This is a genomic window from Vibrio sp. B1FLJ16 (assembly GCF_905175385.1).
Classification (GTDB): Bacteria; Pseudomonadota; Gammaproteobacteria; order Enterobacterales; family Vibrionaceae; genus Vibrio.
In genome coordinates this window covers 96979-122061 of sequence record NZ_HG992750.1, presented here as the reverse complement: position 1 = coordinate 122061, position 25083 = coordinate 96979, and the positions used below count along the sequence as shown (strand labels likewise).

Here is a 25083-nt window from a genome sequence, read left to right as displayed (position 1 = left end):
CGTGAATAAAATTAAACTAATCAGCACTAGCGTGCTTCTCGCTTCAATCGTTTCAACTAACGCACTTGCAGCGGAAAAAGAGATAACACTGATGTTAGATTGGTTCGTCAACCCGAACCATGGCCCCATCGTTATTGCAAAGGAGCGAGGCTACTTCAAAGAGCAAGACTTGAAGGTCAATATTCAAGAGCCAGCTGACCCAAGCACGCCACCTAAACTGGTCGCCGCCGGCAAAGTAGATATGGCGATTTCCTACCAACCAAACCTAACGATTGATGTTGCAGCTGGTCTGCCACTTATTCGCTCAGCAACGCTCATTGCCACCCCGCTCAATACCTTAATGGTGCTGGATAACGGTAAACACGACAACTTACGCGATCTTAAAGGCAAGAAAATTGGTATTGCTATTGCAGGCACTGAAGAAGCCACTATTGGTACTATGCTCGCGCAGGAGAACATTAAACTATCAGACGTGCAACTAATTAACGTAGGTTGGGCTCTCTCCTCTTCCCTTGCATCAGGAAAAGTAGATGCCATTTGGGGTGGCTTACGCAATTTCGAAAACAATCAACTAGCACTGGAAGGTTACAAAGCCAAAGCATTTTTCCCAGAAGAACACGGCGTGCCTGCCTATGACGAACTGGTCTTCGTCGCAAATGCAAATTCCTACGATAAAGAGGCGATTAAAGCCTTCAATAAAGCGCTAGAACAAGCAACGACTTACATCGTCAACCACCCAAAAACATCCTGGAAAGAGTTTGTTGCCTACTCACCGGACACACTGAACAACGAACTCAACCAACGCGCCTGGAACGACACTTTAACCCGTTTCGCACTTCGTCCATCTGCCATTGATCTAAAACGCTACGACGATTACGCCGAGTTTATGTACACGCAAAAAATCATTGAAACGCTACCAAAAGCTAAAGATTACGTACCCAGCTTTGACTGATCCTGAGGTTACCCCATTATGAAATATCAAGATTTGATCGACGCTTGCCATCAAGATTGGCAGGCATACACACAACACCTCTTCGTTCAGCAACTGGCGAAAGGCACGCTCGCACAGCCTTGTTTTCTTCATTATCTGAAACAGGACTTTTTGTTTCTGAAGCAATACGCTCGTGCTTATGCGTTAGCGATTTATAAAGCACGCACGTTGGATGATATGCGCCGTGCACTACCTAGTGTTCATGCGCTATTAGATTCTGAGATTTCTCATCATGTGACTTATTGCGCTCAATGGGGATTAACAGAGTCCGATCTTGAAAACGAGCCAGAAGATTTCGGCACTGTCGCCTACACACGATATGTATTAGATGCAGGCATGACGGGGGATTTAGTTGACTTATATGCAGCGCTTGCGCCTTGCTCTATAGGCTACGCGGTCATTGGGAAAATGCTGTTAGAAGATAAAAGTACTGTTATTGAAGGCAATCCTTACGCTAGCTGGATTACCCTCTATGGCGGTGAAGAATTCCAGTCTGGCGTTGCCAACGGTGCAGAGCACTTTAATGAGCTGTTAGATGAAATCGACATCAACAGCCAACGCGGTCAAAACCTGATTCAGGTATTTAAAACTGCTACACGTATGGAAATCGCTTTCTGGCAACAAGGCCTGAATGCTCTGCAAAGTTAATCGGAGAATCGATATGTTAATTGAACAAATCACTCAAGCGTTAAACTCAGTACGCCAACAAAAGCCATTAGTGGTTAGCATCACTAACTACGTAGTAATGAACAACACCGCCAATGCACTGCTGGCAACTGGAGCCTCGCCGATCATGGCTCACTCCCAACAAGAGATGACAGAGATGATGTCATTTGCTGGAGCACTGGTTATCAACATTGGCACACTAGACAGTGTCTGGATACCACGAATGCTCTTTGCTGTTGAGCAAGCCAATGCCAATAGTAAAATCGTCGTCCTCGACCCTGTCGGCTGCGGAGCAAGCGCGCTACGCACTGAATCATCCCGCCAGATTGCACGCCTGGCTGACAAACTCATCATTCGTGGTAATGCGTCGGAAATCATTGCGCTGGCCGGAGAGCAAGCTCAGAGCAAAGGTGTTGATGCTCTGGACAGCAGTGATGCCGCGTTAGGTGCCGCTCAGTTCCTCGTTGCAGAGTACGGTGCAAACGTTGTTATTTCTGGCGAGACGGATTATATAGTGACGAAATCCCAAACCGTAACACTCAACAATGGCCACGAGATGATGCCATACGTAACAGGAATGGGCTGTACGCTGACTGCACTAACTGGTGCGTTTGCAGCCGTTGGTGACCAGACGGGTTTAGCCGCCGCGGCTGTACTTGGCGTAGCGGGTGAAATCGCCGCCGAGCAAGCGCGCGGGCCAGGCAGCTTACAGTTAGCATTACTTGATGAACTGTATCAGCTTGATAGCCAAACTTTGGCGACACGACTGAAACTGCAAGCCATCGAAGACTAAAAACGAATATTTAAAGAAAGATGCCTCTGGCTCATAAAATGGACAGAGGCACAAAGGAAATAATATGAACGCCTATCGCCTTTATCTGGTCACCGATGACCAACAAGATCTCGCTACGTTGAAGCATGTGGTTCGCAGAGCAGTCGAAGGTGGCGTAACCATGGTACAAGTGCGCGAAAAACATGGTGACGTACGTGCTTTCATCGAGCGAGCGCAAGCAGTAAAAGAGATCCTCCAGGGCACCAATGTCCCGTTAATCATCAACGACCGGGTTGACGTTGCGCTCGCTGTCGATGCTGATGGTGTCCATCTCGGTCAATCTGACATGCCTGCAAATATTGCCCGCAAACTGATTGGCTCGCACAAAATCCTCGGCTTATCTATCGAAAATGAACAGCAGCTTGCAGAAGTTGATGCCCTACCTATAGATTACATAGGATTAAGTGCCATCTATGCGACACCGACAAAAACCAATACTAAAAAACACTGGGGGATTGAAGGATTGAAGCTGGCACTCAGATCCACTTCTCTTCCCATTGTCGCGATTGGTGGCATCAACGAAAGTAATATTCCAGAACTCAGCGCGACTGGCGTACACGGCTTAGCTCTGGTATCGGCAATCTGTCATGCGGACGACCCAAAGAGAGCATGTGAGTACTTGCTTGGATTAATGCAGTGATAAAAAAGAAGCCAGCGAATCGCTGGCTTCTTGCTTTCTAATGCTATTTTCTAACCGTTTTTCGGTGGCTCAAACGCTGTGAGTTCTAACTCTGGTCCCGTGTATTTTTCAATACGTACCAGTGCTGAGTTCGCCGCGCAGCCGTTGGCTAGTCTCGATGTCGGAATATCCAGCGTCAAGACGTTACAGCCGCCGTTTTTACAGATACCGGTATTCGTATCTAAGTCGGGCCAGCCCCCCTCGTGAATACACACAGATCCTTGTTTGATTCGGTCAGTTACTTCTGCCCCTACCAGCACCTGACCACGGTTGTTAAACGCCCGCACCAGATCACCGGTATTAATGCCACGGGATTTAGCGTCTTCAGGGTGAATCCAAATTGGTTCACGGTTTGCAATCGCATACTCGTCACGGATCTTCGCGTAGTTAAACTGACTGTGCAAACGGTGCGCAGCGTGCGCGGTCATTAACTGCAGTTCACCGCTTTGCGCATTACCGGTATATTCTGTTGGTTCGAACCAAGCCGGGTGCGGCAGACAATCTTCCAGCTGATAGCCTTCGATCGTTTTCGAGAAGATTTCAATCTTACCGCTCGGCGTACCCAGCGGGTTCAATACCGGATCTTCCCGGAAATCAGCATAACGAACAAACTGTGCGTTCTTCTCGTTCCACTTCATCTCGATCAGCTGGTTGTCTTCCCAGAACTTACTGAAGTTTGGCATTGCTACACGAGAGCCACGACCGCCTTGTTGCGCCACTTTGTAGAACCCATACAGCCATTCCATTTCGGTTTTCTCTTCGGTGTAAACGTCACGCCCACCCGGAGCAATCATCTCAGCTAAATCTGCGAAAACATCGAAGTCGTTACGCGCTTCACCCTGTGGATCAACCACCTGCTTCATCGGCACAAGGTGCTGGTTACTGTAGTCACCTGTCATCGTCATATCATTACGTTCAAAAGACGTAGTAATTGGCAATACGATATCTGCGTGCTTCGCAGCAGCAGTCCAATAAGGTTCTGAGATTACGATCAGTTCCGGCTTTTGCCACGCTCTGATCAGACGGTTAGTGTCCTGATGGTGAGTAAAGTTAGCACCGCCAGCCCACCAGATCATTTTAATCTCAGGAAATGTGAGTTCATGACCATTATGATGATAAGTCTGACCTGGATTTTCCAGTGCCTCGACAATTCGAGCAACAGGGAAGCTTTGTACCGCACCGGATACTGCCCAGTCGTTACCAGCCGAAGAACCTCCGCCTAATGAAGCCGAGATTGCAGGAAGTACACCCGCATCACGCGCAGGGTTACCGCCATTTGAGTAGTGGTAAGATAATCCAAAGCCACCGCCCGGCAAGCCAATCTGCCCCAGCATAGATGCAAGGGTAACCAGCATCCAGTGACGTTGCTCGCCGTATTGCTGACGCTGCATGCCCCAACCAGACATAAGCATGGTGCGGTTTTTACTGAAGATATCAGCCAACAGCTCCAGCTGCTTCGCAGGGACGCCACAAATGCCAGAAGCCCATTCAGCAGACTTCTCAATACCATCTTCCTCACCAAACAAATAAGCTTCGAACACGTCATAACCCGTGGTGTATTTATCGAGGAAGGCTTTGTCGTGCTTACCTTGTTTAACCAAGGTGTGTGCGATACCCATCATCATTGCCACATCTGTCATCGGGTGTGGTGCAACCCACTCTGCATTATCACCAAAGAACTCAATGGTTTCAGAGCGTATAGGGTCAATCGCAATAATGGTTTTACCTGACTTTTTCAATTGGTGAAAGAACTCTAAACCAGCACAGTCGGTTGAGCTCCAGGCAATTTTTAAGGTGTTAATCGGGTTTAGGCCCCAAAGCACCACCACATCACTGTGTTCAAGAATGACAGGGTAAGTGGTTTGTTGCTCGTACACTTCTATAGAGCCGACAACGTGCGGCATGATGATCTGAGCTGCACCTGTTGAGTAATCACCCAAGTGACCTGAGTAGCCACCAGCCATGCTCATGTACCTTTGTAGCAACGTTTGTGCTTTGTGTAGTACACCACTAGAACGCCAACCATAAGACCCAGCGAAGACAGAGGCCGGTCCGTAAGTTTTGCGAATTCGCATATGCTGCTGATGAATCAGCTTATAAACCTCATCCCAGGAAACTCGCTCAAACTCATCACTACCACGCACACCCTCAGGTGCAGATGGGTTAGCCAGGTAACCTTTTCGCACCATTGGGTATTTTACACGAGCCTTAGTATGCACCTGGTCAGGCCCTGTGCTTTGCAGGCTGTTAGGTACAGTCTGAGGCAGAGCATTTGTTGTAGAAACCAGCTTGCCATCTTGTACTTCACACAGCATCGGGCCCATGCGACCTGCGGTGAGAATACCTTTCCCGCGTTCATTAGAAGACGCAGCCGACAAGGGCGCGAACGAAGTGAATGCCATCGCACCAGCCGCCATACCAGTGCCTTTCAGAAATCCGCGGCGGGTCATATTAGTCATAATCTTATCCTTCTATTTACTGTTAGTGACCAACCACATCTTTTGCGTGGTGCTGGAAGAACTTGGTAAGAATTTCTAGGTTCTCGTCTGTAATATCAGTTCGAGCGCCCATGCTCTTCGCTACAGGTCCCCATGCATTCACCGTAAAGTGATTTGAAGGAATCTTCGCATGACAAGTCGAACAGTAAACGTTGTCCAACTCTTCTGCGTATGACCATACTGGCTCAAGTGTATCGACAACTGGAGAGTCAATCGTGCTAGTTAAAGTCACAGAACGCCATTCATTACCATAAGCATCGGCGGTAAATTCACCACCTTCAAGGGCTTGCAAACCTTGCTCCGATAACGTTGCAACTATCGCGCGTTGACCCTCACCCATATAGAGCACTTGTTCTGCACCTTTCATTTGGTATGCATTCAATTTAACGGTACGAGTATCGCCTTCTAATTTCACAACTTCCAATTGAGTTGTTGGATTAATCGTACCCATTTCACCCATAGTAATGGTGGTCACTGGATAAACGACTTCCGCATTTGGTGAGGTTCTGTTGGTAAAACTCATCAAGGTATCAAACGCTTTGCTATCTAACTCCGCTTCCGGAGCAAAGTGAGCGACACCTTTGTGACAGTCAATACAAGTTTGATTGTTTGCCAGCCCGTATTCATGCATTTTCGCAGCATCGCGTGACTGCTCAAATGGTTCCATCGCGTCAAGTTCATGGCACGAACGGCACGTCGCAGAATCATTTTTTCGGAACTGTTCCCAAACCATTTCAGCCAATTCTGTGCGATGTGCTTCGTACTTCTCCGGGGTATCAATCTTACCGCTTATGAATTCGTGGTAGATGTCTTTGGACGCACGAATTTTGGTGTACAGGTAATCCAGAGGCTCATGAGGAATGTGGCAGTCTGCACATTCTGCTCGAATCCCTTTTGCGTTGCTGAAGTGAACAGAGCCTTGATACTCTTTAAGAGGGGTTTCCATGGTATGACAAGAGACACAAAACTCCGTGGACGAAGTGTAGTGCATCACAGCTGCCGTTCCCCCTAGGGTCAGCCAGCCTAGTCCTAGGCCAACAGCTAAAAGCAAAATAATATATCGTTTTTTCATGTTAATAACTCGCAGCACTTACTCACAAAATGTAATTATAGGTTGTGAATTAATACTTTGTGGGTAAGTCACTTATGAACCACATCATTATTAACCTACACTCATACCAGAAGATTTAAATGTCGACACACGCACCTAATTAATAAATAGCCAGTACAAATACTTAGCGCAATTAAGTATTTTAAAAATTAATATCTGTTTTCATTTTGCCTATTTGATTATTTAGATTAGAGAGTGAGAAACTGAACTATCAAACAGTTCAATAGGGATGCGAATGTCAATTTACTTAACTACAACCAGAACCAAAATGACGCCAATTAACGAGTGTGATTGGCCACTATTTCAGCGCCTACACACCGAACCAGACATCATTGCTCTCTGTTTCGATGCACCTGACGCACAGCAGTTAAAGGAAAAGTTTGCTTCACGCTTACCAATTTGGACTCCTGATGATGAGCAATGGCTATGTTTGGTAATTCGAGATTCAATAACAAATCAACCCATAGGTATTACTGGATATTCTCTCCAAAACGGTGTCGCAGAAGTTGGCTATTTACTTCTGCCAGAGTTTCATGGCAAACAATTAGGTACCGAGACTCTCAAAGCCGTGATTAATTGGGCGCATATACAACATCAGATACGCCAGTTTTCTGCAACGGTTACAGAAGGAAACATCGCCTCTGAACGCGTATTGGAAAAATGTGGCTTCTCTTTAAAGCGCATTATACCGGATGCTTATGAAATTAGCGGAAAGCGGTACGCCGACAAAATCTACTCTCTACAGCACAATTGAAAACAAAACGGACAGAGACGACAACGTGATTTATCTATTCGACTGGGGAAACACGCTGATGGTCGACTTTCCTCACGCTCAGGGAAAAATGTGTGAATGGGAACATGTAGAAGCTGTCCCGCAAGCCACAGAGACACTGGCAGCCCTGTCCCAAAAGCATCAGATTTACATTGCAACCAGTGCATCAGACTCTGGCATGGAAGATGTTCAGCGCGCATTTATGCGTGTTGGTTTAGATCAATACATTAGTGGATATTTCTGTTTTGCTAATATCGGCATTGAAAAAAACCGAGCCGAATTCTATCGAGCAGTAGCGAAAAAACTTGGTGTCAGGGAAAACGAACTGACCATGATTGGCGACTTACCCAACAAAGATATCTACCCAGCGATGGAAGCCGGATTAAATGTCATCTGGTTTAACGCAGCTGGTGAGCCTGCTCCGGGTAACCCCATCTGTCAGCAAATTCGCTGCTTGTCGGAGCTTGTATAAAGCCCCTTACACCTATTCCAACGTTCGCATTCAGCTAATTTGTGTATATAACAAGCGCATCGTTATCGCGAACAAATTAATCACACTATCCCCAAACGACTTCAAGATGCAGGATTCAGAGCGTTGTCACTGGCACAAGTTCAAGGAAAATAACGTAGGGAATAGCGAGATCTTTCCAAGTTATTTGACGCTGAAATCGTGCCTGTGACACGCTCCCGAAGGGCGAGTTGGCTTTGCTCACAGCCTTTGTTAACGATTTTTGATTTAGAATGACTAGAGCTTCAAATCGTTGCCGCGACTGAGAACCAAGCCATTCTCGCTGAACCGAGCATCTTGAGGTTGTTTGGGTATATAAGTAAGGTTAAATCCACCGCTACTGGCTATGGGGTATATACTTAAAGCAAGGTACTTCGATGCGCTTAACCCAGCAAGTTGAAGTCACGTGGCTGAAAGCTGACCGTAACGGAGGACATATCATGGAACTACGTAACAAAGCGGGTGATATTGCGAAAGTTGCCGACAACCTCACCCTGAAAGAAATTACTGAAATGGGTTATACCGTTGATTTATGCGATGAAGCCAATGACCCAAGTGAACACTGGAAAGCAGACGCGGATAATCAAAGCAAAGGTGAGTACCCTGAAGACTAAGCCTTCTTATAGTAAACCGACTAACAAACCGAGCGCGCTCACGCTCGGTTTGTTTATTTTTGTACTTCGCGGATAAACAAGTCCATTTCTTCGAGATAATTACCGTTTGCACATCCCCAGTCGGTTACTTCCATTAACTCCGTCATTAACTGTTTAGTTTCATCCTTTTGCACGGCCTCCATAAAAGCATTGAAACGATCACGCGAAGCCTGGTTGCTCACCTTATGGGTATAATACTCTTGCAACAAGCTATCATAGTCCGGCCAGTGCTGCTCTTCTGGCAAATGGCTGCTGAGTATCACAGCGCACTTTTTCTGAACACTCGTCATCGTATCCTTTTTTGGCGGCGATGTATCCGAAGCGCATCCTGCGAGCACCAATACCAGTGTCAGTAACGTAATTTTTTTCTTTGTTATCACTTCTATTTCACCTATTCCTGCTGAGCGCGATATATAAACTATAAGCCTAAATGCATACTCTGTACGACTTTAAAGTAAAACAGCGTGATCAATAATAGAACTAAATATAAAAAGTGAGATTTGGAATAACGTACCATTAATTTGTCACGCATAATAAATAAGCAATTCACTAAGCCATTAAAATATAAAAAAATAGTAAAAGCCAGTTTACGTGATACAAAAATAAGTCATTCTCGCTGAAACCTGGCATCATGAGGTTATTTGGGTATAAGCTGTGTAATAATTAATGATGGCACAACCCAAATATTTTAAGGATCAACATGACCGCAACGGATTACCTCAACGACCTGAACCAGCGCTACCTTGCTATTCACCGCACCAAAGAAGACTTCTTTTGGGAAACTTACATGGGGATCAGCGATGACCATGACGGCTCGACTCAGGCTCAAACTGCATGGACAAGCTTTTTAAGCAACGCGGAGCAGATTACAGCGATCAAACAACAGCTAGAAGCGGCGGCCTCCATTAATGATCCGCAAGAAAAGCAACAAACGATAACGGGTTTGTCAGGCTGGTTAGCGATGTTTGAATCGCACGCTATTGAAGGTGAGAATGCACGAGTACTTAAAAATCAGCTCATTGCGTTTGAAGCTGAACTGTTCGAGAAAAAGCAGAACCATGTGCAGACTTTTACCGATGAACATGGCAAGCAGGTCGAAGGTTCACTGCCGGTATTAAGTTCTACCATTCGTACCAACAATCACGAACCAGTGCGACAGTCTGCACACCAGGCATTACTGGACCTTGAACAATGGCTGCTGCAGAATGGCTTTATCGAGCTGATTAAGCTACGCAATCAATTTGCCCGCTCACTTGGGTATGCCACTTTCTTTGACTACTCGGTTCAAAAAACTGAAAAGATGACCTCGCAGCAGTTGTTCAGCATTCTGGATGATTTTGAGCAGCGCACGCGAGACGCTCACCTGAACAGCTTAGAAAACCTGGCGAAAGAGAAAGGCCAGCCTGCACTAAGTGGTCACAACTTTGTCTACTCATTCGCGGGTGACGTGATGCGTGATCTTGACCCGTATGTGCCTTTCTCAAAATCGCTGAGACGCTGGGTAGAGTCATTTGGTCGCCTGAACATTGACTACTCAGGTGCAACGCTGACTCTGGATTTGCTGGATCGCAAAGGCAAATACCCGAATGGATTCTGCCACGGTCCTATCCCTTCCTTTTACAACCAGAGCGAATGGGTGGCGGCTCAGGTTAACTTCACCAGTAATGCTAAACCTGACCAGGTAGGCAGCGGCTACGATGGTATTAATACGCTGTTCCACGAAGGTGGCCATGCTGCGCACTTTGCCAACGTAAAAATGAACGCGCCTTGTTTTTCTCAGGAGTTTTCACCAACCTCAATGGCTTATGCAGAAACTCAATCAATGTTCTGTGACAGCCTGCTGACCGATGCCGACTGGCTGAAACAGTACGCGCTGGATGATGAAGGCAATCCGGTTCCTGATGAAATCATTCAGACGATGATCAACAGCCGCCAGCCATTCAAAGCCTATGAAGAGCGTAGCATCCTGGTCGTGCCATATTTTGAACGAGCGCTGTATCAGCTCAGCGATGAAGAATTAACGCCAGAGCGAATCACCAATCTGGCTCGTGATTGTGAGAAGCAGATCCTTGGTCTGGAATGCAGTCCTCGCCCGTTAATGGCCATTCCGCATCTGCTATCGGATGAAGCAGCTTGTGCATACCAAGGTTACCTGCTCGCACACATGGCCGTTTACCAAACCCGCGCTTATTTCTTAGATAAGTTTGGCTACCTGACAGATAACCCGGAAATTGGTCCGCTGCTAGCCAAACACTACTGGCATGCAGGCAATAATCTGTCGCATAACGAAACCATTGTCAGCCTGACAGGCGAAGGCTTCAATGCCAAGTACCTAGCTGATGTATGTAACCTATCGCCGGAACAGGCATGGGAAGTTCAGCAACAGAAAATTTCAGCACTTGCAACGCGTGAACGCGCACCAGTGGCTTCACTTAACGCGGCGATTAAAGTGGTAGACGGCAGTAAGGAGCTGGCAAGCAACGCTATCTCTGACGAACAGATGTGCGATGACTTTGAACGTTACATCACCGAAACTTACGGCCGATAACAATCTAAAAGCCAGAAGCCATGCTTCTGGCTTTTTACTTGCGGGGATAACATGTACCAGTCGATCATCAGGTTCTGGTTTGAAGAACTGACACCTCAGAATTGGTTTGAAAATAATCCGGAGCTGGACAAACAAATCGAATCTCGGTTTTCTTCCGTACTAGAACAAGCCGCTCAATGCGAACTGTTCAGCTGGCGTAACAGCGCACAAGGAAGACTGGCCGAAATCATAGTACTCGATCAGTTCTCGCGTAATGTGTACCGCAATACACCGAAAGCGTTCATGCAGGATCCACTTGCCCTCTCGTTAGCACAGGAAGCCATCCGGCTAAATCTCGATAATGAACTACCCCCTGAACAGCGCAGCTTTTTATACATGCCGTTTATGCACAGTGAATCTCGCCTCATCCACATTGAAGCGGAAAAACTGTTTCGGGCACCGGGGCTTGAAAATAACTACGACTTTGAGCTAAAACACAAAGCCATCATTGACCGATTTGGACGCTACCCGCATCGCAACGAGATTTTGGGAAGAGAAAGTACACCAGAAGAAGTCGAGTTTTTAAAAACACCCAACTCCGGCTTCTGACCTCACTTTTTAATGAGACGATAGAATGATACTAAATACCACCATATTGTGGCCCTGTTTATTGAAACTCGAAGGCGATGACGAGCTTATTTATCTGAACGCCGATTCAGACTTACTGGCAGAATGCCGGTCGCTTATATGGGGACAAGAAGATTACGTAGTGGACTCTCATGGACATACTTTCGGGTTGCAGTATGGCGCAGATAAGAAAATAACACTGCACACTAGGGATAAAATATTGTCTGTTGAAGAAGTAACTACACTCATTCAGTCGCATGAGTTCAGTCAGGCGCAGAGGTGCATAATTAAGATTCAGTTCACAACCGTACAGCAGGCAGTTTCAGCTTTGGCAGGTTAAACAACGCTCTTCAACGACTGTGTAAAAACAAAAAGCCACCTTGGAATTCAAAGGTGGCTTTGTACTTAGCAATCTATTTAAAGTAACTATAAAAACATAGCAGCACTCTAATCAATCTTACAAATCAAGTGATTAGGCGGGTAACTGGTACTTAAGATATCGTACGTACCAGTTTCATACTCAGCTGCTCCCGTGACAATGTAAGCCGCTTTATTGATGTACTTGTCTGTATTGGGCTGAATCCGTCCATACACATTCGCTACAAGGCCATAACTCCAGGTACCTCTTCGATAGGACCAGTTAACTACGTCTTCTGGTCGGTATTCAGAATTAAATATTTCTTCAAAAGCTTCTATTGTGATGGAACCATAACCAATGTCTTCACAAGTCTTATCTGTGCCTCCGACGACGCCCTCCAACACCTGAATGATACGAGTAAACAAAACAACGCGTTTTGACGAACAAACACCCTGGCTGGTACATGCCGTAAGAGTCACATCTCCTGAGACTTCATCTTCTGGAGGAAACGTCGTAATTGACTGTGTTTCAGTATCAAATGTCGCTAAACCCGGAGTGGTAATCTCTGTCGTCCATTCCAGTTCTCCAGGATACTCGATGATTTCACCATCTGAGTATTCCGCAATAACCTGGTAGGTTCGCGTCAGGGAACCGAGATAGTTATAGACCGGAATACTCGCCGCGCCTTCGATCCGCAAGGCACTCACGTCTTTATCAGTCACTTCTAAATCAGCGCTTGTACTGTACAAAGTACCGTTGACCATAGCTGTCGCTGTTATCTCAGTGACACCAATCGTCAAACCTTTTGCCACACCGTTGTTCTCAGATAAGTTACTGGTAATTTCAGCAACCTGAGGGGCGCTGCTAACCCAGCTTAATGCAGAGTTATTCGTCACAGTTAACTCACTACCGTCGGACAACATTGCGGTAGCGACAAACTGCTGAGTTTGTCCCCTAGGAATAGAGGCTTCACTCGGCGTGATCTCAAGGCTCGTCACTATCGCAGTCGTCACATTTAGTGTGACACTAGCGGTAAAGGACTGCTCGTTAGCGACACCAGTCGCGGTGATTGTAGCCACACCAGTCGCGATACCAGTAGCAAGGCCGGTACTTGGGTTGATAATCGCAACACCTGAATTATCACTACTCCAGTTTAGGGCTGCATTTGTCGTCACATCTAACGTTGAGTCATCGGAAAGCGTGGCTACTGCCGTAAATTGTTGGGTCAGGCCAACAGGTACAGAAATATCCGACGGTGAAATTTCCAGACCGATAACCACCGCTTCGGTTACCTCAAGCTGCGCATACGCAGCAAAAGATTGCCCGTTTGCTTCTCCTGAAGCAGAAATAGTCGCGAATCCGCTTGCTAAGCCTTCAGCTACACCATTACCTGAAGATAAGTTACTGGTAACACTCGCAACCGCTGGATTATCACTGCTCCAACTTAACGCCGAGCTGTTTGTCACATCCAGCGTAGAACCATCTGACATCGTCGCCACGGCCTGATACGACTGACTCAGCCCAACCGGAATCGCTACGCCGTCTAATGAACCTTCCGGTACATTGGCATTTAATGGTATGACTTGTAGGGCGGTCACAATCGCGTCAGTAACTGTTAGCGTAGTATTTGCTTCAAATCGTTGTCCGTTAGCAATACCTGAAGCCGTGACAGTGACGGCCCCCTCTTCCCGTGCTTCCAGCAGGCCTTTAGCACCGGTATTGTTGCTAATGGATGCAATGCTTGAGTCACTGGTTTGCCAGCTAATTGCGGTGTCTTGGGTCACATCTAATACTTGCTTATCTGACAACACCACTTTAGCAATGTATTGCTGTTCTAAACCTACGGGTAGTGAACTGTTTGACGGCTCGACTAATAACTGAGTGACCACAGCATCCGTCACCATCAGGTTTACCGAAGCACTGAAGACCTGACCATTTGCACTACCGGATGCCATTACCGTGACATTGCCCTCATCCAAAGCCGTCACTAGGCCACTGGTCCCGGCACTATTACTTACTGTGGCGATGTTTGAATCACTCGTACTCCAGCTGATTGCGGAATCCTGAGTAACATCCAGCACTTGGTTATCGGAAAGAATGACCTGAGCTCGGTACTGTTGCTCAAGCCCTACTGGCAACGTACTAATCACAGGTTCGACTAGCAACTCCGAGACGACCGCATCCGTAACATTTAACGTCGCTGATGCTTCAAAGTCCTGACCATTCGCCGTCCCTGAAGCAGTGATCGTCACTTCTCCCACCAGCAACGCTTTTACTAGTCCTTTTGCACCCGTGCTATTGCTTACCGATGCAATGTTCGCATCGCTGACTCGCCAGTTGATCGCTGAATCCTGAGTAACGTCCAGTGTACGATCATCAGAAAACTTCACTTTCGCTCGGTATTGCTGCTCTAGGCCAACAGGTAACGACTTGATTTCAGGTTCCACATAAAGTGCGGTTACCACCGCATTAGTAACACTCAAAGATGCAGATGCTTCGAACGCTTTGCCGTTTGCCGTACCAGATGCCGTGATAGTAACTTCACCCACACTGTGTGCTGTCACCTGACCTTTTGTGCCAGTAGCATTACTTACTGACGCTATACTTGAGTCGCTGCTTTGCCAGCTAATTGCGGTATCCCGGGTAACATCGAGCACCTGATTGTCGGAAAGAATCACTTCCGCCTGGTATTGTTGTCCGAACCCGACAGGTAACGAGCGAGTTTCGGGCTTAACCAGCAACTGACTTACCACAGCATCGGTCACGGTTAACGTCGCAGACGCTTCAAACGTTCTCCCGTTCGCACTACCGGAAGCAGTAATCGTAACCACACCTTCCTGCCAGGCGGTAACTAAACCTTTTGTATTAGCGCGGTTGCTTACCGTCGCAATACCAGTGTCACTTGTTTGCCAGCTAATCGCATTGTCACTCGTGACATCTAAGGTTTGATTATCTGACAACACAACCGTTGCGCGGTACTGCTGTTCAAGTCCAACCGGCAACGTAGTGACCACAGGTTCTACGATTAACTGTGTCACCACTGCATCGGTTACGGTTAACGTCAAAGACGCTTCAAAAGTCTGACCGTTAGCCGTGCCTGATGCACTGATAACCACCTCGCCGGCTTTTAGAGCCGTAACCTGACCTCTCGACTCAGGATCGTTGCTTACTGTGGCAATACTGGTATCACTACTTTGCCAGGTGACAGCAGATTCCTGCGTTACGTCCAACACCTGATTATCAGAAAGCAATGCCTGAGCATAATACTGTTGGCCTAAGCCAACCGGGAGTGATTCAGAGGCCGAGAGCAAAACAAGCTCTGTTACGATGGCATTCGTCACTTCAAGTTCCGCCGATGCTTCGAAAAGTTCACCATCAGATTCTAACGATGCGGTGATCGTGACGGTGCCAGAATCCAGAGCAGAAACCTGGCCCCGAGAACCCGGTTCATTACTCACCGAGGCAATCGTAGGATCACTACTATGCCACGTAATAGCATCCGCTTCCGTCACGTCAACGACGGTACCGCTCTTAAAAATGGCTTCTGCTGTGATTTGCACAGAAAACCCCACAGGAACCGACGATTGCTGAGATTCAACGGTGAACGTACTGATCGTGGACGTCGGAGGATCCAAGAGTCCACCGTCACCATTATTACAGCCGACAAGTAACAGGCTCATTAGAGAAAGGATGGACAGTATTAATTTATTCATCGTATTTTTCACTGAAAGATAACTCTAAATGTTATTTGGTTGATTCGACTTGGGTTGTGAAGTTAATTTCAACTCTGCGGTTTTGTGCGCGACCAGTTTCCGTATCGTTCGATGCTTTAAAGTTCTCTTCCCCTCGGCCTTCTGCTTCAATTCGAGATTGGTTTATGCCCATTCTTTTAAAGTAATCAGCTACAGATTGAGCACGTAATTCAGATAAACGCTGGTTATATTCACTTGCACCCATTGAGTCGGTGTAACCGATTATTTTTATTTTACCGTCACGGTAATACGTTAATTTTTCGACGTATTTCTCTAGATTCTTATTGTATTTAAGAGTGGCGGAATCAAACTCAAATAATGCCTGTGAGTTCAAAGAGACCTCTTCAGAAACAGAAACTTCGCTTTGTTGCTCATACTCATTTGGCTCTGCGATTTCCGCTATAGGGGATTTGGCTCGTACAAAGTTGTAAGTCAAACCAAGCATCGCTGAATGTAAGTCGGCCTGACCTGTACTGGTATTGCCCACGCCATCGATAAACTTATATTCTCCGCGCAGAGCCCAGTTTTGTGACAGACGATAGTTAACACCCAATGCAGCCACTACATCCCATTCATCTGCGCTTGCAAAGCCAACACTGTTAATTTCTTTGTCAACGCTGGTGTATGCACCGCCAAGCTTTGAATACAGACTTGCCTTGGCAGAGACGGGCAACGTGAAAACCATCGCCAGATCACCCTCCCAAATATCAACCGAACTCTTATCGCTCGAATCGTTCGCTTTTAAACTGCCATAGGAATTAATTGCCGCTTCCAGTGCAAAATAAGTAGTAAACTGATAGCCGGCATAAACGCCATAACTTAGCGCATCATCAGTACAGTCTTTTACAGACGTCCCACAAGCATCTTGAAAGTAACCCCAACCAATATTGCCACCTAAATAGGGATATCCTTCAAATTCAGATGACACTTGCTGTTCGGCACTTTTATATAAATAGTCGACATCATCAGCCAGAGACGAGCCAATGCTAATAATCAAAAGAAAACAAACAGTGATGAATCTCATTGACTCTCCAAAATAATGATCACCTTAAAAATTTAAAATCAGATCGGATGCCAGACGGTGATGTTCTATGATTACCAGCTATCCAAACAGACAAAAGCAAGCCGTTATCAATTAGTTATTTAGATAATAAAGACTTGTTATGAACCACTAAAAAATGGTCGGGCATAATATGGAATAGGCTATTGCCTTTAAAGAGGGAATGTTCTCCATCGTTAGTCATAACTTTCTGAAAAAGTGTAGGTGTATACCGGTAAAATTTCTAATGACGAGGAGAGTAACTGACTTTAGTTATTCAGTTTAATGAATCGGGGACAAATTAGGCTTGTAACCAAATCGAGAACTAGCGAGTCAAAGGCCATTTGTCTTTGATGACAAGATGACCTTAAGTATGAGAGGAACTATTAACGTTTAGATGGCAAAAGCATCGAAAAGAAACGTTGCTGTGACTTTGCCAATTTAGCTGAACTTAGCCGCTTTAATGTCTTCCATTAAGCAGTCAAGCTGATAAACCACCTTGCAACTTGCCTTCTCCATCGCTTTAATAGCATCGATCATTGCAAAAGTATCAGATGACTTACCACACTGAAGGGCATTTTTCCCGTACTCATGAACCTGTTTATGAGGCTCGTCCAACAGAGCAAAACTGCGCAGCCCTTTATACTGAGTACCCGCTCCTTTGTAATACCAGTTCCCTAAACGGCACACGGTATGCTCAGACACTTTCTCCTCGAAGGCTTCGGCTTCAACCAACTTATACAGGCTTTGCTTCCAGACAGCGTGATCCAGTTTAACGGTATCCAAAAATGATCGGGTCGAAGCGAGAAAAATCACTTCTTGCATATGTTCAGATTTAACGACCACCTCATTCACGATGCAGCCTATTTGAGAAGAGGATGCCGAAACTTCCTCAGCACAAGTCTGATTCTCTGTAATGGCTTGTTTGATGGCCTGAACTTGAGAGACGATTTGTTGAACCAACTGGTCAATTTTCTCACTCGTCTCATGTGCTTTTCCGGCTAATCCACGTACTTCATCCGCAACCACGGCGAAACCTCTGCCCGATTCCCCAGCCCTAGCGGCTTCTATCGCAGCATTAAGTGCCAGTAAGTTAGTTTGATCTGAGATTTCCTTAATGGTTGATACAAACTGATTAATAGAACTAGCGGTACTATCTAAGTTTTGTGCCACAGCCATACTGCTATTAGCATGATGACTGATTTTCTCGGCCCGATCTTCTAAACGCGCTAGGGCCTGATGAGTCTGTGCGAACATATCATCAAGCAGCTTCAGCTCCTCATTTTCTGCTTGCAGATTTTCAGCACTTACCACCATTTGGGTTCTGATCGCTTCCAGCATAACGCTCCCTTCGAGGCTAGACAGCGTCACTTGCTTATTTAATTTTATCGTTTGTTTGTAGGACTCGATTTCTTGTGCTGAAGATTCCAGCTGCTGCCGCATAGATTGCATATCACGGTCATACTTTTTCTGAAGAGCAGCAACCTCTTCTCTTAGCTCTTGATTTTCTTGTTTTAATTTATTCTGCCAAAGCATTATTTATCTCATTTTCAGCAAGCATATTGTCACACCATTATATATATATCCCGTCGTTTATTCCCTGCTGAGCGTAACAAAGTTTATAAGTTGGACTCGCGTGATTTAGTACTTTTGGCTGGGCTGAGTTGTTCGTCACTTAAACTCGTTTAGAGGTTAAAATACACAGCTCGCTGACTATACTAGTCTCATAGCAAGTAAAAAGGAGGAACGGATGCCAAGCAGTAACCCCATAGAAATTAAAGCACTTGACCATGTGGTATTAAGAACCAGTAATCTCGATGCCATGCTGCACTTCTATCGCGACATTCTGGGTTGCCCTGTGGAAAGAGAGCTCACTGAACTGGGCTTGACCCAGCTCAGAGCTGGAACGGCGTTGATTGATGTGGTCACGGTGGAGAGCGAGTTAGGACAACTGGGTGGAGAACCTCCGCAGCAAAATGGTAGGAACATTGATCACTTCTGCCTGCAACTAAGCCCTTTTGTAGAAAGTGAACTCATTGAGTATCTGAACTCGCACGATATTCAGGCTGAGGAATTCGCTGAACGTTACGGAGCACAAGGCTTCGGGCGGTCTCTGTATATTAATGATCCCGAGGGAAACGTTGTTGAGTTGAAGCCTCAGGTAGTCAAAGATAAGTGACCAGCTCATTTATAACCAAGGTGTAAAGGCTAACTGATATGAACGATATCGCATTAATACAGGGAGATATAACCACAGCGGAGGTGGACGCTATCGTGAATGCCGCCAATCCGAAAATGCTGGGAGGAGGAGGTGTCGATGGCGCTATTCACCGCGCGGCAGGCACAGCTCTGATCCAAGCATGCTATGAAGTTAACGAAGTAAACGGAATCCGCTGCCCGTTTGGAAATGCCCGCATTACCACGGCTGGGGACTTAAGTGCTCGTTTCGTCATTCATGCCGTTGGACCGATCTATAATAAATTTTCCGCCCCTCGCGCAGTACTGGAGTCCACGTACAAATGTGCGTTGGATTTAGCACTAGAAAACGACTGCAAAACGGTCGCACTACCCGCTATCTCATGCGGTGTTTATGGCTACCCTGCACTAGAAGCCGCTGAAGTCGCATTGTCTGTCTGCCAGCGCCCTGAATACCAACCACTTAGCATGCACTTTTACCTGTTTGGTGATGAAATGCTGAAAACATGGCAGCAAGCTCTCGCCACTTATCAATAACTCAGCTCCGCTGTTTATTTATGCGTTAAACTCTTAACAACACCAGGTACATTAGAGAGCGCATTCGTCGATTAGGAGAAAAACGATGGTGACCTGCAACCAATACGATTTTATTGAAATAGCCTGTATGTTTAAGCTGCCAGTTGAAATTACTCTGAAAAATGGCGAAACCCATCAGGGAAGTGCATTCGATACCGGCTTTGATTTGCAAAGACAAGAGTGCCTGTTTCTGGACATCGATGGCGAGCACATTGCGTTTCCGACCGAACATCTCGTCGCGATGCGGGCACTTAAGGCGAACCCACATTTCTCTGAAGTCACGTTTGATTAAACCGTTACCATTAAATAAGCATAAAAAAGAGGGGCAGTCCCCGTAAAACCGCCCCTAAAGCCATGCCAAAATCATAAATGCTAAGAGTTTTAGCGTTTAATTATTACTAATCGGGTCAACAGACCCAAGAAACTACCGGTCATACAGTGACTAATTAAAACTTGTAACCGCCGCTGATCATAAATACCCAAGGATTGATCTCTACGTCGGTTTTTTGCTTCGCACCACTAAACTTGTAGGTTGCTTCTGTTTCAATATTTGCATACCAAGCAGACGCGCCCAGGAACCACTGATCATTGATCATGTAATCCACACCAACGTTAGCGGCCAGACCAATAGAGTCGTCCAGTTTAAGATCAGACAAGCCAACATTTTTCGCTTTCTTATTAAAGCCTTCATCAAAGAAGATGGTGTAGTTCAGACCTGCACCCACATAAGGTCGGATCTTGCTTTCTGGCTCGCCGAAGTAATATTGAACCATGAAGGTTGGTGGCAAGTGTTTAGTATCTGCGATGTCACCCAGACCTAATAGGTCAGTTGAGATGTTATGGCTAAATGGCGTGGCTGCCAGCACTTCAAAACTGATATTGTCGGTGAACATGTAACCTATAGTCAGGCCAAGCTGAGTATTATCGTCCACCTTCAGCTCTTCCTGAGAACCAAGAATTTTATCGCTGCTGTCATTAGGCACGACAGATGCCGCCCCAACACGAAGAACGAAGTCACCTTGCTTATGAGCGAAAACACTTGGTGACACAAGGGCAGCAACCACTGCTAAACTGCAGATTGTTTTTTTCATTTTATTTCCTTTTTGTAGGGCTTCGTTTTGTATCCGATGATGAGCTTGTCACTCTCTGAAAAGATCCAGATTAAAGTCAGTGTGTTAGCGCACTCGGTTATCTGTATTTTTTAACTGCGCGCAATCTAGCACATAGAAACCCTACTATTTTGATGGAAATCAATTTGTAAAAAATTTAGCGATTTTGTAGAAGAAAACGCCCATTTGATCAACAAATCATGCAAAAGACCTACAATCTTGTAATGCAAAATGTGCGTGTGAGAAGACCTGTTCAATGTACAGCCTGATGACTCAGTGACGTCGAACAGCAACAGCTCGTCTATTATCTTAATACTATTTGTTCTGTGGGAAATACGATGAACCTGTTTGCAAACTTACCTGATGATATAACTGAAGAAACGTTTGAAGATCTGTTGTGTCACGATACACTGCGCATTGAACGCATCGTCTCTCACGGGCAAACTTCACCAGCAGAAGGTTGGTACGATCAAAAAGAACACGAATGGGTACTTGTGTTAAAAGGAGCAGGTGAACTCACCTTCGAAAACGGCGCTATTAAACATCTTGAAGCAGGCGATCATATTAACATCCCCGCACATACCAAACACAAAGTAAGCTGGACTGATCCCGGTCAGGCAACGATTTGGTTAGCGGTATTTTATCAATAACAAAAACCCCTCTCACCTGAGAAGGGTTTGTCTTTTTTTGAGAACTACCGCCACACGCCCCATTCGCCAGTGGTTCCAGGCTCTTCACCTTTCGTCCACCATTGTGCTGTCCACTCCTGACCGTCATGTGTCACCACATCACCCTGAGTGTAAACTAGGCCTTTATCCCACAAGTTGCTTGGTTCTACTGGTGGTGTTACGTCTGCTTTAATCAGAGACAAGGCATAGCTGAAGTCTGTGCTAGGTGCCAGTACCTGGTTCGCGTAAATATTACTACTGTTAAACATGTAGTGGCTCATCTCCTGATGCCAGATGCCCACATACCACTCACCGGTTTGCTGTGCGTTGAACTGATCAGCCAGCTCAGCAGCCCACGTCGTCGTATTGTTCGCGCTAATCGGTAAAGAGATATCGACAATTTCACTACCTGTTGCAGTAAATGTTCTAAAGCGAACCGTATCGCCCGACTCTACCGGACCGAAGCCTTGCTCAACAAAATAACCCAGCGATGTCAGGTTATTTACCGGATCAGTCGGCTCTACGGGGTCTGTTGGCGTTGTGGTTCCTGAACCGTTCAGGTTGATATCACTACAGTTATAAAAACCTTCACCAGCGGCATCAATACGCTGCCAGCGGGCATAAAGAACCGCATCACCGCTGCGGTCTGCTGGGAACGTGACCGGAATGCGGTACATCTTTTCTGCATCAGCATACACATCACCTGCGGTATCTATCAGTTCTAAATCACTCCAGGTAAGCGGCTGAGTTGCATCGTAGGTTGGCTTAGTGAGGTAAAACTCCCAGTATGACGGATTATGTGCGGCCTTTGCGTAGAACACCAGCTCAATCTGATTGTTCGCATCCGGAGTCACACTGGTGCGCTGCCAGTATGGTGAAGGGATGTTCAAACCTTTTTTGGAGGCATCACCTGCCGAACACAACTCACCATCACGAACCACCGCCTGAACATGTGCCATATCACGATAGTTTGCCACGTTAGCCGAGATTTCACTGCGCTGCACAAATGGAAAAGCGCCGGACTCATCATAAGCTGCCTGACACGCCTGATTCGGGATTTCATCAGTCCAGAATCCACCATCTTCATAACAGGTATGCTGACGTGCACTTGGAAACTCAACCCAGCCATGAGCACTGACATTACATGAGCTCAGCACGGCAACAGCACTTAAGCTCAAAAGAGGTAAAGATATCGATAATTTCATTTTTCATCCTTAAATTAGCTGACACTCCGCTCACTAACACAGCGGGTGTTAACAAAATTAGCAGGATGAATTTGTCCAGATGTTACAAATCGACACATGATTTGTAAGAGTGCTATCCCCTTTCCATCATTAATTGTTCGCCAATCTCATACTCGACTGACTCTTTCGAGTCACTTCAAATTCACTTACTTCAAATATTAAAACTTCATCGTTCATCTTTTGGTGTATCCATCACTACCATGGTCGTGATCCCCTTAACGTGTTCACACTCACCGAGAACATTCGCATGAAACGCTTTATAAGACGCTAAATCTCGCGTTTCTACTCGTAACAAATATTCGGTAGCACCTGTAATGTTGTGGCATTCCACTACCTCTTTCACAAAACGCACATGCTCCTCAAAAGCATGCTGTGCCTGTTTTGAGTGTGAGGCTAAACCAATCGAAACATAGGCAACAAAACCGACACCGAGTTGCTGACTGTCCAGAACTGTCCGATAGCCTTTTATCACGCCTTTGCGCTCTAATTCCTGTACCCGGCGCAGCGTCGCAGAAGGTGACAATCCGACCCGCTCAGACAGCTCGACGTTGGAGATTCTTCCGTCCAGTTTGAGCTCTTGCAATATTCTTTCGTCAAATCTATCCATGGTGAATTTTTGTTGCTGATTTAAAGTGGTTGAGCTCAATAAAAACACAATATTGATGGCGTTTCTACTTATAGTTGTTGTTCAGACGATGCCTACAGGGCGATTTTTGGTTTAAGGAACGTACTATGGAATACCACCAATTAGGCGCACTGGCGCTATTTGCTTTTGTATCGACATTCACTCCGGGCCCGAACAATATTATGCTGATGACATCCGGTGCGAACGTCGGCTTTAAGCGCACTATTCCACATATGCTAGGCATTACATTAGGCTTTGGGGCGATGCTGATCTTGGTAGGTATTGGCTTAATGAGTCTGTTTCATGCCTATCCGGTTACCCACTCGGTCTTAAAGGCACTCAGCCTGAGCTACTTGCTTTATCTGACTTACAAGATCGCGACCAGTGATAAAGCAGAAACAAAAAATGATTTTAAGCCGATGTCCTTTATCGGTGCAGCCTTATTCCAGTGGGTAAATCCAAAAGGATGGTCAATGGCACTCATGGCCGTCACCGTTTACAGCACAGGAGCCGCATGGTTGGAACTCACTTTTATTGCAGGCATCTTCTGTTTAGCTAACCTACCCTCTGTGACATTTTGGACAGCGGCAGGTATGCAGCTTCAGCGCTGGTTGACCACACCCAAGCGTGTCAGGGGCTTTAACTATGGCATGGCCGCTTTGCTTCTATTGTCGACAATACCCATGATTTAACATTACGTTGTGCTTACACAGAAGTTTCATTCTCAATTCACAGTGTAAATTTGTTTAAAGACACTACTCTCTCAAGAGAGTTATTGATATTCTCAAATGAAAACGAGAATAATTATCGAGAAAGCAAAGATGAAAAAGAAACCTCAACCAAAACAAGTTGTCGTCATAAACAGCGAAACCATTACGCCAAATATGCAGCGCCTTACCTTACAAGGTGACGCGCTGAGTAAGTTCCCCGAAGACTGTGAAGGTGGCTATATTAAGCTGCTGTTTAACGAGACTGGCGGTACAGAACTTCAGCCACTCTCAGAAGAAAGTCGACCTTTGATGCGTACCTATACCATTCGTCGTTTCCATCCTGAAACATCGAGCATCGAAGTGGATTTTGTCCGTCACGAAACACAAGATCTGCAATCCGGTTTCGCTGCGCGCTGGGCAATGACGGTACAAAACGGTGATACAATTAACATCGTCGGCCCGGGTACGATCTCTAACTTAAATACCGATGCTGACTGGTTTTTTATGGCGGCCGATATGACCGCACTCCCAGCCTTATCAGCAAAAATCCGTTCTTTGCCGGAGGAAGCAAGAGGCTATGCAGTTATTAGCGTCATCTCAGCAGCAGACATTCAACCACTGCACGCACCGGCGAGTATGGAGCTGATTTGGCTGACGGAAGGACAGACTCTGGCAGAAGCGGTCCGTGAACTGGAATGGTTAGATGGCGAACCAGCAGTTTGGTGTGCGTGTGAATTCGACTCGATGCGTGCTCTGCGTCAGTACTTCCGAAATGAAAAGGAAGTTGAGCGAGATAACATCTATATCAGCAGCTACTGGAAACAAGGTGTTTCCGAGGACGGCCATAAAGTGATTAAGCGTGAAGACGCAGAATCTAATGATTAATAATCAATAAAAAACGCCAGATTTTTCTGGGCGTTTTTTTGTTAGGAGTTTACAGTT

The 25083-nt window shown here is 46.1% G+C and carries 25 protein-coding genes; 16 read left to right on the top strand and 9 right to left on the bottom strand.

Annotated features, from left to right (window positions below; genetic code table 11):
* The first annotated feature begins 1 nt into the window (after position 1).
* The 4 genes from KHN79_RS14655 to thiE all read left to right on the top strand — a co-directional run bounded on the left by KHN79_RS14655 (position 2) and on the right by thiE (position 3129).
* Complete coding sequence (locus KHN79_RS14655) at positions 2-952, top strand: ABC transporter substrate-binding protein (RefSeq protein WP_182010614.1); 951 nt, start codon at positions 2-4, stop codon at positions 950-952.
* An 18-nt stretch (positions 953-970) separates the two neighbouring features.
* The gene (tenA, locus tag KHN79_RS14650; RefSeq protein WP_182010613.1) at positions 971-1639 is read left to right on the top strand and encodes a thiaminase II; all 669 of its coding nucleotides are present in this window, start codon (positions 971-973) and stop codon (positions 1637-1639) included.
* Positions 1640-1652: 13 nt separating this feature from the next.
* The gene (thiM, locus tag KHN79_RS14645) at positions 1653-2450 is read left to right on the top strand and encodes a hydroxyethylthiazole kinase (RefSeq protein ID WP_182010612.1); all 798 of its coding nucleotides are present in this window, start codon (positions 1653-1655) and stop codon (positions 2448-2450) included.
* Positions 2451-2514: 64 nt separating this feature from the next.
* A complete protein-coding gene (gene thiE, locus KHN79_RS14640) occupies positions 2515-3129 on the top strand; it encodes a thiamine phosphate synthase (RefSeq protein WP_182010611.1) in 615 nt (204 codons plus the stop codon).
* Positions 3130-3179: 50 nt separating this feature from the next.
* Here the strand turns inward: thiE and KHN79_RS14635 are convergent, their stop codons facing one another.
* Positions 3180-5627, bottom strand: a complete 2448-nt coding sequence (locus tag KHN79_RS14635) for a molybdopterin guanine dinucleotide-containing S/N-oxide reductase (protein ID WP_182010610.1) — start codon at positions 5625-5627, stop codon at positions 3180-3182.
* Between the two features lie 22 nt (positions 5628-5649).
* Positions 5650-6744, bottom strand: coding sequence for a NapC/NirT family cytochrome c (locus KHN79_RS14630; RefSeq protein WP_182010630.1), 1095 nt, complete (start codon positions 6742-6744; stop codon positions 5650-5652).
* A gap of 268 nt (positions 6745-7012) precedes the next feature.
* Here KHN79_RS14630 and KHN79_RS14625 point away from each other — a divergent pair, with 268 nt between their 5' ends.
* From KHN79_RS14625 to KHN79_RS14615, 3 genes are all read left to right on the top strand, one after another.
* A complete protein-coding gene (locus KHN79_RS14625) occupies positions 7013-7531 on the top strand; it encodes a GNAT family protein (RefSeq protein WP_182010609.1) in 519 nt (172 codons plus the stop codon).
* Between the two features lie 25 nt (positions 7532-7556).
* Complete coding sequence (locus KHN79_RS14620; RefSeq protein WP_182010629.1) at positions 7557-8021, top strand: HAD family hydrolase; 465 nt, start codon at positions 7557-7559, stop codon at positions 8019-8021.
* A gap of 413 nt (positions 8022-8434) precedes the next feature.
* Positions 8435-8671 (top strand): hypothetical protein, encoded by a 237-nt coding sequence (locus tag KHN79_RS14615; protein ID WP_182010632.1) that lies wholly within the window; start codon positions 8435-8437, stop codon positions 8669-8671.
* A gap of 53 nt (positions 8672-8724) precedes the next feature.
* On the opposite strand, the gene KHN79_RS14610 is transcribed toward KHN79_RS14615, so the two are convergent.
* Positions 8725-9090 (bottom strand): hypothetical protein, encoded by a 366-nt coding sequence (locus KHN79_RS14610; protein WP_182010608.1) that lies wholly within the window; start codon positions 9088-9090, stop codon positions 8725-8727.
* Between the two features lie 320 nt (positions 9091-9410).
* On the opposite strand from KHN79_RS14610, the gene KHN79_RS14605 reads away from it, so the two are divergent.
* Genes KHN79_RS14605 through KHN79_RS14595 form a run of 3 tightly spaced genes read left to right on the top strand, consistent with a single transcriptional unit; the run spans position 9411 to position 12204 of the window.
* The gene (locus KHN79_RS14605) at positions 9411-11258 is read left to right on the top strand and encodes a M3 family metallopeptidase (RefSeq protein WP_182010607.1); all 1848 of its coding nucleotides are present in this window, start codon (positions 9411-9413) and stop codon (positions 11256-11258) included.
* Between the two features lie 51 nt (positions 11259-11309).
* Complete coding sequence (locus KHN79_RS14600; protein ID WP_182010606.1) at positions 11310-11846, top strand: DUF924 family protein; 537 nt, start codon at positions 11310-11312, stop codon at positions 11844-11846.
* Positions 11847-11871: 25 nt separating this feature from the next.
* Positions 11872-12204 (top strand): DUF4144 family protein, encoded by a 333-nt coding sequence (locus tag KHN79_RS14595; protein WP_182010605.1) that lies wholly within the window; start codon positions 11872-11874, stop codon positions 12202-12204.
* A gap of 107 nt (positions 12205-12311) precedes the next feature.
* Here the strand turns inward: KHN79_RS14595 and KHN79_RS14590 are convergent, their stop codons facing one another.
* From KHN79_RS14590 to KHN79_RS14580, 3 genes are all read right to left on the bottom strand, one after another.
* Complete coding sequence (locus tag KHN79_RS14590; RefSeq protein WP_182010604.1) at positions 12312-15935, bottom strand: Ig-like domain-containing protein; 3624 nt, start codon at positions 15933-15935, stop codon at positions 12312-12314.
* Positions 15936-15966: 31 nt separating this feature from the next.
* Entirely contained in the window at positions 15967-16998 is a 1032-nt protein-coding gene (locus KHN79_RS14585; RefSeq protein WP_182010603.1) for an OmpA family protein, read from the bottom strand.
* A 456-nt stretch (positions 16999-17454) separates the two neighbouring features.
* Positions 17455-18549 (bottom strand): methyl-accepting chemotaxis protein, encoded by a 1095-nt coding sequence (locus KHN79_RS14580; RefSeq protein WP_182010602.1) that lies wholly within the window; start codon positions 18547-18549, stop codon positions 17455-17457.
* Positions 18550-18763: 214 nt separating this feature from the next.
* Between KHN79_RS14580 and KHN79_RS14575 the strand changes: the two genes are divergently transcribed.
* The 3 genes from KHN79_RS14575 to KHN79_RS14565 all read left to right on the top strand — a co-directional run bounded on the left by KHN79_RS14575 (position 18764) and on the right by KHN79_RS14565 (position 20077).
* Complete coding sequence (locus KHN79_RS14575; RefSeq protein ID WP_182010601.1) at positions 18764-19192, top strand: VOC family protein; 429 nt, start codon at positions 18764-18766, stop codon at positions 19190-19192.
* A gap of 38 nt (positions 19193-19230) precedes the next feature.
* Positions 19231-19746: a macro domain-containing protein gene (locus KHN79_RS14570; protein WP_182010600.1), complete on the top strand. Its 516-nt coding sequence runs from the start codon at positions 19231-19233 to the stop codon at positions 19744-19746.
* An 85-nt stretch (positions 19747-19831) separates the two neighbouring features.
* Complete coding sequence (locus KHN79_RS14565) at positions 19832-20077, top strand: Rho-binding antiterminator (protein WP_182010599.1); 246 nt, start codon at positions 19832-19834, stop codon at positions 20075-20077.
* Positions 20078-20231: 154 nt separating this feature from the next.
* Here KHN79_RS14565 and ompW read toward each other — a convergent pair whose 3' ends face one another.
* Positions 20232-20876 (bottom strand): outer membrane protein OmpW, encoded by a 645-nt coding sequence (ompW, locus tag KHN79_RS14560; RefSeq protein WP_182010598.1) that lies wholly within the window; start codon positions 20874-20876, stop codon positions 20232-20234.
* A gap of 356 nt (positions 20877-21232) precedes the next feature.
* Here ompW and KHN79_RS14555 point away from each other — a divergent pair, with 356 nt between their 5' ends.
* Positions 21233-21544 carry a cupin domain-containing protein gene (locus KHN79_RS14555; RefSeq protein WP_182010597.1) on the top strand — a complete coding sequence of 104 codons (312 nt, stop codon included), beginning with the start codon at positions 21233-21235 and terminating at the stop codon, positions 21542-21544.
* A gap of 44 nt (positions 21545-21588) precedes the next feature.
* Here KHN79_RS14555 and KHN79_RS14550 read toward each other — a convergent pair whose 3' ends face one another.
* Both KHN79_RS14550 and KHN79_RS14545 read right to left on the bottom strand, forming a co-directional pair.
* A complete protein-coding gene (locus KHN79_RS14550) occupies positions 21589-22767 on the bottom strand; it encodes a lytic polysaccharide monooxygenase (RefSeq protein WP_182010596.1) in 1179 nt (392 codons plus the stop codon).
* Between the two features lie 205 nt (positions 22768-22972).
* Positions 22973-23413, bottom strand: a complete 441-nt coding sequence (locus KHN79_RS14545) for an Lrp/AsnC family transcriptional regulator (RefSeq protein ID WP_182010595.1) — start codon at positions 23411-23413, stop codon at positions 22973-22975.
* A gap of 125 nt (positions 23414-23538) precedes the next feature.
* Here KHN79_RS14545 and KHN79_RS14540 point away from each other — a divergent pair, with 125 nt between their 5' ends.
* Together KHN79_RS14540 and KHN79_RS14535 are read left to right on the top strand one after the other, a co-directional pair.
* Complete coding sequence (locus tag KHN79_RS14540) at positions 23539-24123, top strand: LysE family translocator (protein WP_182010594.1); 585 nt, start codon at positions 23539-23541, stop codon at positions 24121-24123.
* A gap of 129 nt (positions 24124-24252) precedes the next feature.
* Positions 24253-25026 (top strand): siderophore-interacting protein, encoded by a 774-nt coding sequence (locus KHN79_RS14535; protein WP_182010593.1) that lies wholly within the window; start codon positions 24253-24255, stop codon positions 25024-25026.
* Positions 25027-25083: the final 57 nt, after the last annotated feature.